Genomic DNA, 18,062 nt, shown 5'->3' on the forward strand with positions numbered 1-18,062 from the left:
GAATTCGGGTAGTCGTTTATTGAATTCAAGCAGTGGTTAGGGTGGAGCAAAACCCAGATTCAAAGAACAACTTCAGACTTGTGTGTACACCGTAGCCTTTTAGGAGAGAGGCTTTGAATCTTACTCCCCTTCCCTTGTAGGGAAGGGGCTGGGGGTTAGGTCTATATTAAACTCAACTGCAAACCGCGTTAACGGAGTTCAAAGACTCATTCACGAGTATGTCTCAAAGATTCATCAGGTTTTTGGCGAGTTTTTCGTGAGTCCTGATAGAATCTGAAAACGTATTAGCATGATTATGCACAACCGTATATTTACTACTTTATTTTTAACTCTATCTCTGGCTATCACACCCCAGATTGTAGTTGCTCAAAATAATATAGAACAGCTATTTCAACAAGGCGACGCTGCCGAAACAGTTGGTAATAACTCCCAAGCTGAAACGATTTGGCGTAAAGTTTTGCAACTTGAACCCAATAATGGCAAAGCTTATAACAATTTGGGTAATGCTTTGCGGCGACAGGGAAAATTAGATGCAGCATTAGCAGCGCACCAGAAAGCATTACAACTCAATCCTAATGATGCGGAAGCTTACGTGGGTATAGGAAACGTGCTAAATGCTCAAGGGAAACAAGAGGAGGCATTGCCAAGAATAATAATATAGAAACAAGGCAGTTATGGACAGAACAACAGAATAAACTAGCAAGCGTAGAAGACGATCGCCAATGGTTGCCTAAAGATGATCCCACTCTACCAGTTAAGCGTTCTGTGGTACGCATTACTGCCGAGTTTTTGAACAGCGATCGCCAGGGAATAGAGATTGGCACTGGTGTAATAATTCAGCGAGAAGGCAGCCGAACATTAATCCTCACTAATCGTCATGTCATTTTTGATGGCTATGAACAAGGTAAAAATATCCAAGTTGAATTTTTCAGTTCCCCGCCATCAGACCGAGTGCGAATGCGGCGAGATGCCAAGTTGTTCCAAATGACTTCCATAAACGAACAACTCGATTTAGCTATTTTGGAAGTTAGCGGTAAACTACCAGAAGATATCCAACTCTTACCCATCTCTTCAACTGCAATTACCCCGAAAATGCCCATTCGGATTATCGGTCATTCTGCTCAAAGAGGTGAAGATAATTCTTGGTCTAGGTTATTTAGTAATGCTTCTAAATCTGCGTCAAAACCATAGGAGACGCGATTAATCGCGTCTGTACAAGAGTTAGGAGTTAGCCCGATCGCAATACACTGCACCAAAGCTATGATCGGCATGAATCTCAATGACTAGATCAACAACTGTCGCATCTTTTACCAAAGGCTTGATGAATAATTCCGGGTGGAGCGATCGCCAAAAATAATTGACAAATTGCTCTATCTCTGCATTGCTCATCCCCGATTTACCCACAGCAATCATCTGCTGTTCCGCCTGTTTGCGCCACTCTAAAGAACACCGATAATCAGTTGGATATAGCACAATTAAGCTGTCTAATCTCTCCCACAATGGTAAATAATCGTGGAGGCGATGATTCATATCACGGGCAAATGCTCTATCTTCATCTGTGATAATTGGCGGTGGTGCAGTATCAAATACATCTGGGTCGAGTGGTCGCACACCCACAAACCAACCTTCAAATAGTACAATATCTACACCTGTGACAATTTCTGAAGTAGTGCGATCGCCAGCACCTCCAAAAGCAGATTTATCAAAGCGGGGAATCATCACAGGACTTTGCAACTGGCGGATTTGGTCTAGTACATTTAAACCTAAATCTACATCGTGGGTTCCTGGTGGGCCGCGCCAAATCAAGCGGGGATCTTGCTGTGTTAAAACCAAGCGATCGCTGTAAGTTTTATATAAGTCATCTAAAGACAAACTTACAGTCCGGTATCCCAACTGATCGAGAATCAAGCTGAGAACCTTAGACATTGTGGTTTTACCAGTGCCTTGTCCTCCCAATATTCCTTGAATCAGGGGGCGTTTTAACTGTTGGCGCTGCGATGCTAGCTTGATTCCCAAAGGTAGCCACAAGTCCCACAATACTTGTAACATTTCCTTGGGTTCGATTTGAAAAGTAGTTTGGCAGAATTGGCTAAAAGCTGGTAAGACAGATTTTAGTAAATGCGATCGCTTTTCTATCATTTCATCGACATTTTCCGGCGTGATTCCAAAAGCTTTTGCCCTCACCCCATCTGCTAACGCCGCTTCTCTTGCTGACTGCTTCTCCATCTCTTTCATCTCCCACCCTACGATCCCAGCTTAAAGGCTTCGAGAAACAGTCCGTAGATGAAACCAACTTTGAGGAGATTTAGTGAATCTACTAAGAGCGATCGCCTTGACAAAAAGCTCCGATGATAAAATATCCTACTGGTAATTTCCGTCAACATTACTAAAAAAGCAGCTACTACAATGTCTAATTCTGCTCGTTGACCGGCTGTAGTGGAAGCTACGTTTGCCAGAAAAAAACCTAACAAAAAACTAATGATCAGCAACGATAGCCGCCGCCAAGGATTTAAAAACCATTGCCCCAAGCGTGTAGCAATAGCATCGAATAAGTTATTGAGACGAGTGTTTTGCATCACATAGACTTCTGGGAAAAGTCAAGATATCTTGAAATATATCTATATTCAAAAGAGGATATTGGTTTTAGCCTCAGCTTGTTTGTTAATATTATAGATATCTCCTGGGTTTCTAGCGTTGATTCAAATTTGCACATCATATCATCTTTAGGGAAGTTTAGTACCTTAAAAAGGTGCTTATTCTAACGCAAGATGAAATATGCATCTTAGATTTATCTAAGGGTTTGGCAAAAAACGCCTTGTTGCGATCGCTATTACCGCAAAGCGGAAGTCAGCCCCAACTGTTGGATACGCTGTGTTTCGACTCTGCTCAACATAAATTCGCGTTCGTGTCAGTCAAAAGTCAAAAGACTGTGATTTTAGGCTTTTTGGCTGTAATAAAATGGTAGGTTTATTTCTGCCTACCTGTACTAGTGGTTTCACGAAAGTTTTATTTTTCTTTATACAAATGAATTGGCTGGCTCGGTATGTAATTTTCTTGTTTTTATGTAAGCCTACGGTCAAGACACAAAGCAATGGGTATCTTTACCCCAAGTTTATCAGACATCCAGGGAATTATTTCCTCCGAATATTGTCTAATCAGAATGATAATTATAATACATTAGTATCATTAATTTTAGGAAAGTCTATATTAGACTACTTTCTATGATTCCCTTTTGGGATAATAGGCTACTATTTGGTCAAGCCTAAACAAAATATTTATTTCTAATAACTATCAATATGAAATCCTCAGTATATCGTAACCTCGGTATTACAGTTTTTTGCTTGGGACTGCTTGCTGCTCTGGTGGGATGCTTTGGAGTGAGCGTATCCCTTGAGTCCACACCAGATACATCTTCACAACCGCCGACTGAAACTACTCAGTGGGAGACGACTTCCTCTACACCCGTTTTACCTCAAAAGGGTGTTTCAGCTAGTCTATCAACTCCAGCAACTACCTCAACCAATCAAGTAGAACATAATAATATTGAAGAGAAAACTTATCCTGTCTTGGCAGAGCGTGATAAATCAGCTAGCAAAAGTAAGCATCAAGGAACTTTGCGAATGAGCAATCAAACAAATCAGCCTGTACGGTTGGCTCTACTGGCGCGACAGTCCTTCGCAAAAGGCTCTGGTACTAAACAAGCTAACTATGATGTACCGGCACATTGGGATTTTGCTCCCCAAGAAGGTAGTGAGAAGGGACTAATTTTATCCCTACCTCAGAATAATTTAAAGCTGGAGAAGGGAGATATTTTAGTTGCTTTCGCACAAGATGGTTCCCGTCGTTACTGGGGCCCCTATGTTGTCGGCGAAACTCAATTACCGAAATGGAATTCGCAAAGCAGAGAATGGCAACTAGTGCTGAGTCCATAGTCGATATTTAGGAGTGGGGAGTGGGGAGTAGGGAATAGGGAATGGGAAAGAGTTTTTTCTGTTTCTTAAATGTCTTCATATCCGCCAAAATGTATTTGACAGACTAGTACTGTATTGGATGGGTTTCTTTGGAGACTTAGAACAACTGGCGTTACTGAACAGGAAAAAGGGTAATATTGTTGAATTCAAAACTCCGAAGAACAAAAGATAGATAATCAACGACTATTGAGTAGTGATTGTTGACTATTGACTAATGAGCATGAAATTGAGTGTTAAGCACACTGTTGATCAGTGGTTCAACAAAATAGTGAAAAATCCAGCCCTTGGTGTAACTGTGTCGATTTTGTGGTTGATATTGATTAACTGGATAGCTTTTGGGTGGAATTTGGGCAATATTGGCTTGATTGATGAGACAGAGCCGTTGTTTGCCGAAGCTTCCCGCCAGATGTTCGTTACAGGTGATTGGATTACCCCATTTTTCAATGGTGACACTCGTTTCGATAAACCTGCTTTAATTTACTGGTGTCAAGCGATCGCTTATGCAATTATAGGGGTGAATGAGTGGGCAGTGCGCCTTCCTTCAGCGATCGCAGCTTTCGCCTTAATTTGTTTAGCTTTTTACACCATACAGTGGTATTTCGCTAAACAAGACGAACTAGAGCAAGTTTCGCGCCCTAATCGCCGCTACAAAACATCTTTTATAGCAGCAGCCCTCATGGCACTCAATCCCGAAACTATTATTTGGGCGAGAACTGGTGTCTCTGATATGCTGCTCACTGGATGTATGGCATCAGCTTTGTTATGTTTCTTTCTAGGGTACGCAGGTAAGGGAGGGACTGGGGGCTGGGGACTGGGGACTAAAGGGAGTGGACAGAGGAGTGGGGAAGAATTTTCCCAATCCCTAACCCCTAATCACCAATCCCAGAGCGAAGCAACCTCTCCATTCCCTAATAAGTGGTATTTAGCTTTTTATGTGCTGATTGCTGGCGCAATTTTGACTAAAGGACCAGTGGGAATTGTTGTACCAGGGCTAATTGTTGCCGTATTTTTGCTTTATGTGGGAAAATTTCGAGAGGTGTTGCGGGAAATGCGCCTTCTCGTGGGTATGCTGATAATTTTAGGTTTATCAGTGCCCTGGTATGCTTTAGTAATTTGGCGCAATGGCTGGAATTATATTAATGCCTTTTTTGGTTATCACAACCTGGAACGCTTTACAGAAGTAGTTAATGGTCACTCAGCACCTTGGTATTTTTACTTTTTAGTAGTGCTGCTGGGTTTTGCGCCCTACTCAGTGTATTTACCACTCTCTATAGTAAGATTAAAGTTTTGGCAGCGATCGCACTGGCGATCCCTTGAACGTTTTCAACAGTTTGGTTTATTCGCCTGGTTGTGGTTTGCTAGCATCTTTGGCTTTTTCACCGTTGCTGTTACCAAACTCCCTAGCTACGTGTTGCCTTTAATGCCAGCAGCAGCAATCTTGGTAGCCTTGTTGTGGAGTGACTTTTTCCAGGATACAGAGGCTAGGCAAACAATACCTGTTTCTTCTCCCACTCCTCCCATCTCCCCCTCTTTTCTCCAAGTAAGTGGTTGGGTAAATGTAGTATTTTTATCATTCCTATCTATAGCACTGTTTAACATAACCCACATATTAGGTACTGATCCAGCTATAAGCAACTTCCACGAACAAATTCAACGAACTGGTTTACCAGTAATAGCCGGGGTAATGTGGCTAGTTTGTGCCGTTTTAGTTGCGGGTTTATTACTAAATCGCCAATGGAACCAGGTTATCGCTATTAATTTAATCGGGTTTGTAGCGTTTTTAATTTTTGTTTTAACGCCTGCTTCGTTTTTTATTGATCGAGAACGTCAATTACCCTTAAGGGAATTGTCTGCGGTCATTCTACAAGCAAAAGAACCAAATGAAGAATTGATCATGCTTGGCTTCAAAAAGCCTAGTGTGGTATTTTATAGCCACATTCACGTAAATTATTTAAGATTTCCCCAAGAGGCTATAGAGCATATAAAAAACCAAGCTGCCAAAGGACTAAAACCTGCTTCAGTGCTGCTGTTGGCTGAACAGAAAAAGTTTTTACAAATGGATTTACAGCCAGATGATTACAAGAATTTATCAACCAAGGGTGCTTATAACTTGGTTCGAGTTCCTTTTAAGAAAAATAAAACTGAAAAAATTGATATTTCATAATTAGTCATTAGTCATTAGTCATTAGTCATTAGTCATTAGTCATTAGTCATTAGGCATGGGGCATTGGTTATTAAGTCTTCTCCCCCTGCTTCCTCATGCCTTACTCCCCATTCCCCACTCCCCATTCCCATTAACATTTGTCATTGTAACCGTTGACAGCTAAAGCGTGATTAATCTGGTTTAATAGGTCTTCCATTGATATTGATCGCGGTAATATTTGGGTAGCGATCGCACCAACAATAGTTTCTATCGATTCCAAACCATTCTTCTTCTGCTTGTCAATTTCCTTGTAAGCTACCCCAGACTGGAAACTGGTTTCTGGGTGATTTAATCGCTGATTCAGTACTAAAATTGGTGGTAATTTATCAGGTGAATCTCCCAATGTTTTCAATGCTTTTAGCACGTCTTTGTGGATCGTGGATTCTCCTAAACAAATTAGCAGTAAGTCAACGCTTTGGTGGCGAATTTGTTGTAATACTTCTGCCCAACAGGGACTCATCGCCGCTTTGAAGCCTGCTGTTTGTAGGTACTGAATTAAAGCTTGGAACCACTCAGACCCCCGTTGTGCAGTTTCACTACTAATTGAGCAATTTTTTGCTGTCCCAGAACCCTTAACTTTGCGTCTTATTTGTGGTAAATCACGCAGCATTGTCAAATCCACTACTAGGATGTTAGGAGGACAGCAAATCCCAGAAGCAATTTCCAATACTGATAGCAAGGCATCTGTGTTTTCAGCGCGACTACTGTTGTCCCTAGCAAATGGTGTTAAGTAAGGAAATACAGATAATTCTGGGATTTTAGAAGCTATTAGAGTAGTTGCGACATCGCAAGTAACTAGGGGGATAGCCGCCAAACGTGGGTGCTGAATTAGTTGTTGTAGATAAATTTGGGCGGTGGTACTTTCGACATCTAGCAAAATAACATCAAACTGCCATACCCGCGCCAAAAGTTCTGCTTGATCTAGGTCATCTACTTCAATCACCCGGTGTTCTCGAAGTGAGGCGTGGGGATTAACCGATTCCAACTGGGGATTCACCAACCTGAGAATTCGTAGTGGGGTTTTAGTTGGGACAATTGCGCTGTTGTTTAACCCTTGGGGCAAAACTGCTGGTGAAGTACATAATTTTTCGAGAACTGGTGCTAAAAGGTGATTCTCTACTGGCAAACTTAAGAAACCATCGGCTCGGTTAGCAAATGCTTGCTCTTTTTCGGCTGCCGTCGCTGTCACAATTACAGATATATGCCGGGTTGCGGTGTCAGATTTCAGTAAAGTCAGCACATCCCAGCCAGATAGTAGAGGTAGCAACGGATTCAAAAATATAGCGATTGGTTGCAAGCGCCGAGCTTTTTCTACTGCTTCTGTCCCCGATCGCGCAATCACTACCCGATATCCTAAACCTTTAAGTTGTTCGGTCAAGTCTTCAATATATCGCGCTACTGCCTCGACTACTAAAACTAACCGTTGCGAACTGGCGGGATGATGCTGTGTGGACGTAATAACATGCCCAACGGCTGCGGAATTTTCTCGTGTCGATTGGTGTCGCGTTTCTTCCTCTTCTTTGATTCCCATATCTGGTTCCGAAAAGCCTGTCTTCGGAGGACTGGGCGGTAGAAGTAGTGTAAACTGGCTACCTTTTCCTTCACGCGATAAGAAGCTAACATCTCCTCCGTGGAGACGAGCCAGGGCCCGAGTTAATACCAGCCCCAAACCAGTGCCTTCAAATTGGCGAGTCAGGGGATTTTCGAGTTGTTGGAATTTTTGAAAAATTAAGTGTTGCTGGTGTTCAGGAATCCCAATGCCTGTATCCCAAACGGTAAAGGCAATCCAGCCTTCCCAACGACTCACCCGCAAACCAATTTCGCCAGATAATTCAGTGAATTTAAAGGCGTTGGAAAGTAGGTGTACTAGCATCTGGCGCAAGCGCAATTCATCTGCCACTATCTGGTCTAAACCTAGTTCAATGGAAAGGCAGAATTGGGGAGCAGATGAACGGGCGTTTTGAGTTGGTGAGGCAGATGTGGTTTTGGGAATTTGAGTGTGGATGGCTTTAGCATCTGATAAGGCGCGATCGCACACAGCCTGAATTTTCACCGGAGTCAGCGTCAAATCCATTTGTCCCGTTTCCATGCGGGTCAAATCCAAAATGTCATTAACCACGCTCATCAGGTGGCGTCCACTTTGATGGATCAGCCCCGCATAACGAGCTTGACGTTCGTTGAGTTCTCCCAACTGCTGATCCACCAGCAACCGCGATAATCCTAAAACGGCAGTTAGGGGAGTTTTGAGTTCATGACTAATACAAGCTAAAAATTCATCTTTCAACCGATTTAGTTGAATTAAATCGGCATTCTTTGCAGCCAATTCTTTGCAAAGCTGCTGCTGCTCAGTCACATCAGTAGCTAAAACTAACCACAAATCATTGCTGAGTGCAACTTCTTGTTCAGCACTCATGACTTGAAACTCAGGACTATCTAAGGGAATTTTGGCAAACTGCCAGATTCGCTCCTGACCATTTTGCACTTCGACAACGCAAGTACAAGTCCCTACTTGACTATCCAAATAGCAGCGACTATATACAGGATCTGATGCTTCTTGCTGGGTCAGTTCCTCTTCACCACCATGCTCACTTTCCCTACCATTGGGATAAACCTTGATGGCTCGTTGGCTAACATATTCTGGTTTTTCGGAGCGGTTAGGCACAAGTATTGCCTCCACCTGTTGCCTAACTCCTTCTGGATCTTTCAAAACTCCTAATTGCTCCCACCAGGCGGGATTTCGGGCTATCACCTCGCCAGTACCCGTTTGCAACATCAAAGGCCAAGGCAGCCTTTCTAGTAACTGTATCAGTGGCTGGTGTCTCAATGACTTGGATTGATTTGGCGGCTGTACACTAGACGACCTTTCGATGCCTGAACTTTGTAAACTAGCCATGCGTTCCTTAGCCAGCGATCGCAACAGCCGAGAACTATCCAGCAGCCCCAAATATTGACCATCAGAGTCAATCAGCGCCCAATCTAAGTTCTGCTTTTCGGCTTGTGCATAATTCAAGTGCAAGCCTAATTGCTCTACACGCTCAGAAGCTGATATTGTCTGTATTGGCTCAATTAGACCTTGACCCCAGATAGAGAGTGATTGGTGTAAATTTAGATTTTTATCGTCACTATGTGCTAATAATTTTTGGATTAAACGGGCAGAATACAGCAAGCCGATGGGGGATTGCTGTTGATTTAATACTACCAAGCGATCGCACTGCTCTTGCTCAAAAATCTCCAACACAACTGCTAGAGAACTTGTTTGTGGGCAGCTAGGTACGGTTGCCTGAAAGTCATAAAGCGGGTAATCTAGCATTAACATAGGGCTTTTGGGGTCATTCTTCCTGTGGAACCCTCCGGCATTTCCATCTGCCAAATCTTGATGGTGTTTTCGCCTGAAGCCATATCCTCTAAGAAGACTCATATAAGCAACTCTGGTTATTTCAACGCCATTAAAAAAAACGAGATTTACCCTCACGGGCACTTTTGCGTCCTTTATATTTTTCCAAGAGGCGACGTTTCTAAGTTCTAGCAACTAGCCTCCCCAGTGTCTTACTGGTATTTAAACTCCTCATCGATAGCGACAGCTAAAACAATTATGGCCCCAAAGAATCGCTTTAGAACCTTGAGGAATTATAATGATTTAGAATGGGACAATCCTTTAAGTTCGTTTAAGTATCTTATCAAGGAGCAAAATTAAAAAATCTATCTATTTGTATACATAAATATGCAAATAATAGATTAGCTACTGTGTCTTGCTATGCCGACAGATACCTCATCATCAGAAACCTACTAAGTCTAATTACTCAGTTGCTGCACTAAGTTATTGAGTAGCTAGGGGCCGCAAGGCGGAAGTCAAAAGTCAAAAGTCAAAATTTTTGTATATCAAGGCTTTTGCAACTTTTAAAATGGTAGCTTAATTTACGTCACGCTTTATTAGCACTACCTGCTAACATAGAGCGTTATTTTGGGGTGGAATCACCAGTTTACTGGACACCTAGTATTCCCTTAGAAGCGTTAGCCAAAGTCATTAGCCCACGTTTCTTGGTCAGGGCGATCAAGGAGATAGATTTAAGAATAAATGTTATTACCGATATTGATTCTGCAACCTAATATTAACAAATGTTTAGATAATCTAGTTAATCTATACAACCAAAAAGGTGGGAGCCGATGGGTGTGGAAACTTATTGACGCGATTATTGCCCAATTTTGCTATCTACCCCTTGTTGCAACTACCTCTGGAAAAATTAACTATTTACCAAATTTGCTGCAACAAAAATTAAATCAAGCACATACAGACAAGTATATCTATGTATTTGCCAGTCATATCCAAAAAAGCCAACAGCTTTTCCAGGAGATGACTCCAGCAGAAAGGCAAGGATTATTAAGACACCTTAAATCAGATTACAGTCTGATTCTTATAAACTATTTTACCACAGATAAAACCCTCAAAGAAAAAATTGATAAATTTATCAATACTATATTTTATGCGAATATTCCTGTGCCCCAAATCATCGAAATTCACATGGAGATAATTGAAGAATTTTCTAACCAGCTAAAATTAGAAGGAAGGAGCAATGAAGCGTTACTTGATTATCGTCTTACATTGATAGATATCCTGGCTCACCTATGCGAACTCTACAGAAATTCGATTTCTAGATAAATTAAAATTATCAATGTTGAACTTAGCACAAGCTACCTCTGTTAATCACCCCCAATGTGTAAACAAATATTGTATTTATATGCTCATGACTAGCTTGTATGTATATGGATAAAGCCAGAAAAACCTACGTTCTCAAACTTTACGTAGCAGGGAATACCCCTAATTCAGTCCGGGCATTAAAAACACTCAAAAATATTTTAGAGCAGGAGTTTAAAGGTGTTTATGCTTTAAAAGTGATCGATGTACTGAAAAGCCCGCAACTGGCAGAAGAAGATAAAATATTAGCGACGCCAACATTATCTAAAATTTTGCCTCCACCCGTTCGCAAAATTATCGGGGATCTTTCAGATAGAGAGAGAGTATTGATTGGATTAGATTTGCTCTATGAAGAACTGAGTGAAGGAGATTTTGAAGAGGAGAATAATTAATGAAGGAGCGAGAATACAAGGGATAGAGTTTTAAGGCGAGAATATTTAATACTAGTTTCGCCCTTATTGCGCGTAAGTACTTACAGATGCTCTCTACAAGACACGCAAGGGAGGCGACATCACCCAATCGTACAGACAAAATTCTTACTGAATTCTGACGCCTTGGCGGAGCGTCTCCGGCTCCGCTCCTGAGTTCTGAATTCTTCTTATAAAAAACAAGTTTTTAATACCCTTTTGTTATCAAGCAATGAGTGAAACCGAGCAAGTAAAACCAAAAAACACACCAAAAAGTGGGGGTGTAGAAAAAATTCGCACGATGATCGAAGGGTTTGACGATATTAGTCATGGTGGTTTACCAATTGGTAGAACTACCTTGATTAGTGGCACTTCCGGTACAGGCAAAACTTTATTCTCTCTTCAGTTTCTCTATAACGGCATCACTTACTTTGACGAACCAGGAGTATTTGTTACTTTTGAAGAATCACCCAGTGATATTATTAAAAACGCTCATGTTTTTGGGTGGAACCTGCCACGCCTAATTGAGGAAGGCAAGTTATTTATTCTCGATGCATCTCCTGATCCTGAAGGACAAGATATAGTTGGTAATTTTGATTTGTCTGCACTAATTGAGCGATTGCAATATGCTATTCGCAAATACAAAGCTAAACGAGTTTCAATCGACTCAATAACAGCAGTATTTCAGCAGTATGAAGCGATGGGAGTAGTCCGGCGCGAGATTTTCCGCCTAGTAGCTCGTCTCAAACTACTCAATGTCACCACTATTATTACAACTGAACGTAGCGAAGAATATGGCCCCGTCGCCTCTTTTGGGGTGGAAGAATTTGTTTCCGATAATGTAGTAATTGTTCGCAACGTTTTAGAAGGAGAACGCCGCCGTCGGACAACTGAAATCCTCAAGTTGCGCGGTACCACTCACATGAAAGGCGAGTATCCCTTCACAATTACTAATGAAGGGGTTAACATCTTCCCACTGGGAGCAATGCGCTTGACTCAACGATCTTCTAATGTCAGGGTATCTTCTGGTGTCAAAACTTTAGATGAAATGTGCGGTGGTGGTTTCTTTAAAGATTCGATTATTTTGGCAACAGGAGCCACAGGGACTGGTAAAACTCTGTTAGTAAGTAAGTTTATTCAAGATGGCTGCCTGAATGGAGAACAAGCAATATTATTTGCTTACGAAGAATCACGCGCCCAACTATCTCGTAATGCTTCCTCTTGGGGAATTGATTTTGAAGAATTAGAAGATCAAGGTTTACTCAAAATAATTTGTACCTATCCTGAATCAACTGGTTTAGAAGACCACTTACAAATTATCAAATCAGAAATTGCTGTCTTCAAACCAGCCCGAATTGCTATTGACTCCCTATCAGCATTAGCTAGAGGAGTCAGCAATAATGCATTTCGGCAGTTTGTAATTGGGGTGACTGGTTATGCTAAACAAGAAGAAATTACTGGTTTCTTTACTAACACAACTGACCAATTCCTGGGAGCGCATTCGATTACTGACTCTCATATCTCCACGATTACTGATACAATTTTGATGCTACAGTACGTAGAAATTCGTGGAGAAATGTCGCGGGCAATTAACGTATTTAAAATGCGCGGATCTTGGCATGATAAGGGCATTCGTGAGTATAATATTACTGCTGACGGGCCCGATATCAAAGATTCATTCCGAAACTACGAACGGATTATTAGCGGTGCACCTACTCGCGTTAGTATCGATGAAAAGGCGGAACTTTCTCGCATTGTTAGACGTTTTGAAGACAAACAGAGTTCCGAACCCTAAATTTAGTATCGTAGTATATTCTTTCCTAAATTTAGTATCGTGCTATATTCTGTGGTGAAGAAAGGTTTTCTGCCGCTAGATTGATTTTCGTGTGAGGGATGCGGTGAAAGGACAGCAATTATTCCATAGCTTATTGCCTGGTGTGACAGCAGCAGTCTTAACAACCCAGCCGACTTGGGCTGGTACTGTAAAACTAACTGGGGTACGGCTGGCCTCTTCTCCTAGTGTTTTGACTTCTACTTATGGTCAAGACTTAGTTGGGAGCATTGTGAATACGCAACTGCATTACGGTGCAAATGTTAGTGTTCCAACCCTAGTACCTGCTTTCGGTTTCAGTAAACTTAGTATGAAGCCTTTAAGTAATAACAGTATTCCAGTGTTTACGGCTGAAAACACTGTTGTGCCAATAAAACAAGTACTTAAGAAAGATAAAGGTAGATTTTTTAGTTTGACACCTACCTCTAATGCTTCCCAACAGCTTGCTGTCAGCCGTTCTGCTCAAAATAACCAAAAAAACAGTAATTCAAGCGCTTATGGGCAGAAATCAAAGAACATAGTAGTTCCCAACTACACTTCAAAACCCTTTTCTGTCCAAAAAGAAGTTTTGTCCCTGTCTTCTTTCCAGCAGCCAGTGGTTCAAAAGATAAATACTGTTACTCAGTCGCAGACATTTTTACAAACTTCAGCTACAGGTGTAGGATCAGCAAAACTGTTGTCAGCGCAACAATGTCCACAAGAGTTAGGGAAAAGCAAAACTGATTCCTCAGCTGTGCTACTAATTTCAAGTACCTGCTCACAACAAAATGCTGCTGGCTTACGCATTGCTCAGAGTAATACCCCAATTCCGACAGATTCGACGCCAACTCCTACTGCGCCGGAAACCGTAACTCCTGCACCAGAGGGTTCGGTGCAACCTTCCACAGTGCCGGAAACCGTAACTCCTACGCCAGGGGGTTCGGTGCAAGCTCCCACAGTGCCGGAAACCGTGATTCCTACGCCAGGGGGTTCGGTGCAAGCTCCCACAGTGCCGAGAAGCATAACTCCTGCGCCGTCAGGGCCGGTGCAAATTCCACAGAACCTGATTCCTAGCTCAAATCCCCTGCAATTTCCCACCAAACCGGAGGAAGTGAGACTTCAGGCAAATCAGCCGATTACTTTGGCACAGGCTTTGGAGCTAGCACGGCGCAATAATCGGGATTTACAGGTGTCTCTATTGGAGCTAGAACGCAATAGAGCGGTTCTACGCGAGGCGCAAGCTGGTTTGTTGCCTACTCTGGGAATTAGCACGGATCTTACTCGTAGTCAGTCTGCTAGTGGTCAGCTTCAAGACGAATTAAACGGGCAAAATCCGTTAGCCGTTCAGCAAGATCAACCCAGTACATCTTTTTCTGGTCAAGCACAACTTTCATATAACATTTATACTTCTGGGAGAATACAAGCTAATATCAGAGCGGCTGAAGAACAGGTACGTTTCTATGAGTTTGCTGTAGAAACTCAGTCTGAGACAATCCGTCTGAATGTTGCCACTGACTACTACAATCTGCAACAAGCGGATGAACAAGTACGCATTAGCCAGTCGGCTGTGGTGAACTCTGAGGCTAGTTTGCGTGATGCAGAAGCTTTAGAGCGAGCTGGGGTTGGTACGCGGTTTGATGTGTTGCGATCGCAAGTGAATTTAGCAAATGCCCAACAAAATTTGACTAATGCTAGATCGCAGCAGGAAATTGCCCGTCGTCAATTAGCCACTCGGATAAGTTTGCCACAGGCAGTAAATATCAGTGCAGCCGATCCTGTACAATTAGCTGGTCTTTGGAACCCAACGCTAGAACAAAGTATTGTGCTGGCTTATCAAAATCGTCCAGAATTGCAACAGCAGTTAGCACAACGCAATACTTATGAGCAGCAGCGTAGGCAAGCCCTTGCGGAGCTAGGCCCTCAAATTAGTTTGGTAGGTACTTACGATCTACTAGATCAGTTCGATGATAATGCCAGTGCTACTGATGGTTATTCATTCGGAGTTAGGGCAACCCTAAATTTATTTGATGGAGGAGCAGCAAGAGCAAGGGCAGCTCAGTCCAGAGCTAATATTGCGATCGCAGAAACTCAATTTGCCGAACAGCGCAACCAAATTCGCTTTCAGGTAGAACAAGCCTATTCTACCCAGCAATCTAGATTAGAGAATGTTCAAACCGCTAATACCGCTTTAGAACAAGCTAGGGAAGCTCTACGTTTAGCACGTTTGCGATTCCAAGCTGGTGTAGGTACTCAAACTGATGTGATTAACTCTGAAAACGACCTCACACAAGCTGAAGGTAATCGAGTTACAGCAATTTTGGATTACAACCGTGCTTTAGCTCAGTTACAACGGTCTGTTACCCTCAGAGCATTACGCTAGTGCCCCCTCAGGGAAGTCAAAAGGAGCCAGTGCGTTGGGCGGCTCTGCCGACTTGTTCGCTCTTAGCGTTCCCGCAGGGTAGCAACTGGCGTTCAAAAGTCAAAAGTCACCCATGCTTTAATTTTGGGCTTTCTGGCTGTAATGAAATGGTGAACCAGCGCTGCGGGAGGGTTTCCCTCCGCAGGCGACTGGTGAACCCGAAGGGTAAGTTTATTTCCGCCGACCTGTATTAGTACTGTTGAGTTATCTTTCAATTAAAAATTCTAAAAGCCTCATTTTTCAATAATTACATTGAAGAATGAGGCTTTTTGCTAAAAAAACGTATTTGTAACAGCAATTTTGTGAAATGATGTAGCAATAACTGAGTGTCCGTAGTTTACCGCCGTAGGCATCGCTCGCCTTGTCAAAGACTCATGACTAAAGTAACATCTCAAGAAATTGCACAGTTTCGCTCTCAATTGGCAGATGATCCCAGCGATATGGAAGCGCTGGATTTGATTGAAGACTGTGATGGAGATTTAGAAGATGCAGCGATGACGCTAGCTATCCGGGCAGGACAACAACCAGAAAGAGCAAATTCCGAGTGGTTAGATGCCTTAGCTAGAAAATGGCGCGTGGTCATTTGCGAACAAGAATATCGGGAAGATTTGCTTAATTCTTCACCTCAAAAGATGATGGAACATCTAAAAGCAATGCCGACGTTTCCTAAAATTTTAGCAACACCAGTTTTGATATATGTCCTCAAGCAAGGCGTGAACAATTTTTGTGAGCCACTAGATTTGCTAAAGTGATCGGATGTACATTTAAACTTGGGCGATGCCTGCGGCGGGCTACGCCTACGCGCTTTGCAGTTGAGTTCAATACAGACCTAACCCCCAGCCCCTTAAGAGCTAGCGTTGGGGAGTAAGACTCCTAACTCCTGTACAGACGAGATTAATCGCGTCTCTACTTCTAACCAATGCAAGATGATTCGACCAAGACTGATACGCTGTTAATTAAGGCAAAACTTCTATTAGACAAATTGTAAAATCAATGAATTACCTTGTTGCCGTATTACCAGACCGTATTCAAGCCGAAGCCGCTTACTTAGCTTTAGAAGAACAAGGCATAAACAGCACTATCCTGGGGAAAGGATATAAAACAGCTGACGAGTTTGGCTTAATTGACCCCAAAGACCAAGCTAAAAAGCAAGCACAACTGATGGCAACCTGGCTGATACCATTCGGCTTTTTTGCAGGTTTTACATTCAGCCTGATTACTGGTTTAAATACTTTTGCCTGGGCGGGTGAAATTGGCAATCACATCGTTGGCGGATTGCTGGGTGCTGCTAGTGGTGCTATGGGTGGTGTGGTGGTCGGTGGCGGAGTCGGTTTACTTGTAGGTGGTGGTGATGCTTTACCTTATCGCAACCGTTTAGATGCAGGTAAATATTTAGTTGCCGTTCAAGGTTCTGAAACTCTCACTCGACAAGCAACCCGAATATTACGTCAGTTTGATCCAGAAAATATCCAAGGTTATGCTGACACAAATACTGTGTATTAAATGAATTGTAATTTACACATCACGACACAGCGACTTGAGTTGCTTCCCTGTTCTTTGGAAAAGGATGAAAACCTGCTGGAATGGGAATTAAAGTTAGAATCAAGATAGTTTTAAAGAGGGGAATGGGGCATGGGGCATGGGGCATGGGGCATGGGGCATCGGTAGAAGATAAATGACTAATGACTAATGACTAATTCATAATTTTTAAGAATGTTACCACGAGAAGAACTTTTAAAAGGTGTTGAAAATCGAGATAGTGTAGCTCGTGTAATTGACCAAGCAGAGCAAGCCATCAAAACTTGGGAAGTGGTTTTGACTGATTTTCTGTCTCCGCCAGAATTGGCAGAAATTCAACGGGTGTTTAACCGATTAACAGAAGTGCAATTAGTTGCGTGGGGCGGATATCCGCAAGCTGAACGCCAAAGAATAGCGATCGCTCGTTCAGAACTTCCCTTAGATCAATCTCAAGTCAGCCTTGTAGCTGTAGAAATTGCTGGTAATTTCCTGTTTGATACTGCTTCTCACCGCGACTTTTTAGGCGCGATGTTGGGGACAGGAATTGTTCGTGAAAAGACGGGAGATGTTATTGTCTTGGGTGAAAGAGGGGCCCAGGCGATTGTTGCACCGGAGTTGGTGGAATTTTTGGAATTGAATCTTAAACAGGTGCGATCGGTTCCTGTGAAAACTCAGCAGATTGAGGTAAGTGAATTAAGGGTTAGGGAACCAAAGAAAAAAGAATTAACTACTGTAGAGGCTTCTTTGCGATTAGATGCGATCGCATCTGCTGGTTTTGGCATGTCCCGCAGCAAAATGGTTGATTTCATTGATGCTGGTGATGTGCGCGTCAATTGGAAGGAAGTTACTCAAGCTAGTTCTCAAGTCAAATCAGGCGACTTAATCGCCATTCGCTCTAAAGGACGTTTAGAAGTTGGAGAAATCGCTGTTACAAAAAAAGACCGTTACCGAGTTCAACTAACAAGATATATGTAATAAGCGAAGAGTGAAAAGTTAGGATTTTTAAATTCCCCGCTTTCTTTAACTCCCCACTCCCCACTC

General features: G+C 42.5%; 14 protein-coding genes. 11 read left to right on the forward strand and 3 right to left on the reverse strand.

Annotated elements, in window-relative coordinates; all coding sequences use genetic code 11:
- The first annotated feature begins 295 nt into the window (after positions 1 to 295).
- Both CDC33_RS11615 and CDC33_RS11620 read left to right on the forward strand, forming a co-directional pair.
- A complete protein-coding gene (locus CDC33_RS11615; RefSeq protein WP_181373975.1) occupies positions 296 to 661 on the forward strand; it encodes a tetratricopeptide repeat protein in 366 nt (121 codons plus the stop codon).
- Between the two features lie 65 nt (positions 662 to 726).
- Positions 727 to 1,191 (forward strand): S1 family peptidase, encoded by a 465-nt coding sequence (locus CDC33_RS11620; RefSeq protein WP_181373976.1) that lies wholly within the window; start codon positions 727 to 729, stop codon positions 1,189 to 1,191.
- 30 nt (positions 1,192 to 1,221) lie between these two features.
- Here CDC33_RS11620 and CDC33_RS11625 read toward each other — a convergent pair whose 3' ends face one another.
- Positions 1,222 to 2,226 (reverse strand): glycerate kinase, encoded by a 1,005-nt coding sequence (locus CDC33_RS11625; RefSeq protein WP_439956596.1) that lies wholly within the window; start codon positions 2,224 to 2,226, stop codon positions 1,222 to 1,224.
- 17 nt (positions 2,227 to 2,243) lie between these two features.
- Positions 2,244 to 2,576: a DUF565 domain-containing protein gene (locus CDC33_RS11630; protein WP_109008617.1), complete on the reverse strand. Its 333-nt coding sequence runs from the start codon at positions 2,574 to 2,576 to the stop codon at positions 2,244 to 2,246.
- Between the two features lie 720 nt (positions 2,577 to 3,296).
- On the opposite strand from CDC33_RS11630, the gene CDC33_RS11635 reads away from it, so the two are divergent.
- Both CDC33_RS11635 and CDC33_RS11640 read left to right on the forward strand, forming a co-directional pair.
- Complete coding sequence (locus tag CDC33_RS11635) at positions 3,297 to 3,932, forward strand: hypothetical protein (RefSeq protein ID WP_109008618.1); 636 nt, start codon at positions 3,297 to 3,299, stop codon at positions 3,930 to 3,932.
- Positions 3,933 to 4,185: 253 nt separating this feature from the next.
- Positions 4,186 to 6,135, forward strand: a complete 1,950-nt coding sequence (locus tag CDC33_RS11640) for an ArnT family glycosyltransferase (protein WP_109008619.1) — start codon at positions 4,186 to 4,188, stop codon at positions 6,133 to 6,135.
- Between the two features lie 130 nt (positions 6,136 to 6,265).
- Here CDC33_RS11640 and CDC33_RS11645 read toward each other — a convergent pair whose 3' ends face one another.
- Positions 6,266 to 9,490: an ATP-binding protein gene (locus CDC33_RS11645; RefSeq protein ID WP_109008620.1), complete on the reverse strand. Its 3,225-nt coding sequence runs from the start codon at positions 9,488 to 9,490 to the stop codon at positions 6,266 to 6,268.
- A 759-nt stretch (positions 9,491 to 10,249) separates the two neighbouring features.
- Here CDC33_RS11645 and CDC33_RS11650 point away from each other — a divergent pair.
- The 7 genes from CDC33_RS11650 (at position 10,250) to CDC33_RS11680 (ending at position 17,996) form a co-directional block, all read left to right on the forward strand.
- Positions 10,250 to 10,831 (forward strand): KaiA family protein, encoded by a 582-nt coding sequence (locus CDC33_RS11650; RefSeq protein ID WP_109008621.1) that lies wholly within the window; start codon positions 10,250 to 10,252, stop codon positions 10,829 to 10,831.
- Between the two features lie 104 nt (positions 10,832 to 10,935).
- Positions 10,936 to 11,259, forward strand: coding sequence for a circadian clock protein KaiB (gene kaiB, locus CDC33_RS11655; protein ID WP_109012544.1), 324 nt, complete (start codon positions 10,936 to 10,938; stop codon positions 11,257 to 11,259).
- A 247-nt stretch (positions 11,260 to 11,506) separates the two neighbouring features.
- Positions 11,507 to 13,069 carry a circadian clock protein KaiC gene (gene kaiC / locus CDC33_RS11660; protein ID WP_109008622.1) on the forward strand — a complete coding sequence of 521 codons (1,563 nt, stop codon included), beginning with the start codon at positions 11,507 to 11,509 and terminating at the stop codon, positions 13,067 to 13,069.
- A 103-nt stretch (positions 13,070 to 13,172) separates the two neighbouring features.
- Entirely contained in the window at positions 13,173 to 15,464 is a 2,292-nt protein-coding gene (locus tag CDC33_RS11665) for a TolC family protein (protein WP_109008623.1), read from the forward strand.
- A 413-nt stretch (positions 15,465 to 15,877) separates the two neighbouring features.
- A complete protein-coding gene (locus CDC33_RS11670) occupies positions 15,878 to 16,255 on the forward strand; it encodes a hypothetical protein (RefSeq protein WP_109008624.1) in 378 nt (125 codons plus the stop codon).
- 241 nt (positions 16,256 to 16,496) lie between these two features.
- Entirely contained in the window at positions 16,497 to 17,006 is a 510-nt protein-coding gene (locus CDC33_RS11675; RefSeq protein WP_109008625.1) for a hypothetical protein, read from the forward strand.
- A gap of 210 nt (positions 17,007 to 17,216) precedes the next feature.
- On the forward strand, positions 17,217 to 17,996 hold the full coding sequence (locus CDC33_RS11680; protein WP_109008626.1) for a photosystem II electron transport protein, Sll1252 family: 780 nt from the start codon (positions 17,217 to 17,219) through the stop codon (positions 17,994 to 17,996).
- Positions 17,997 to 18,062: the final 66 nt, after the last annotated feature.

Origin of the sequence: Nostoc commune NIES-4072 (assembly GCF_003113895.1) — a bacterium.
GTDB lineage: Bacteria > Cyanobacteriota > Cyanobacteriia > Cyanobacteriales > Nostocaceae > Nostoc > Nostoc commune.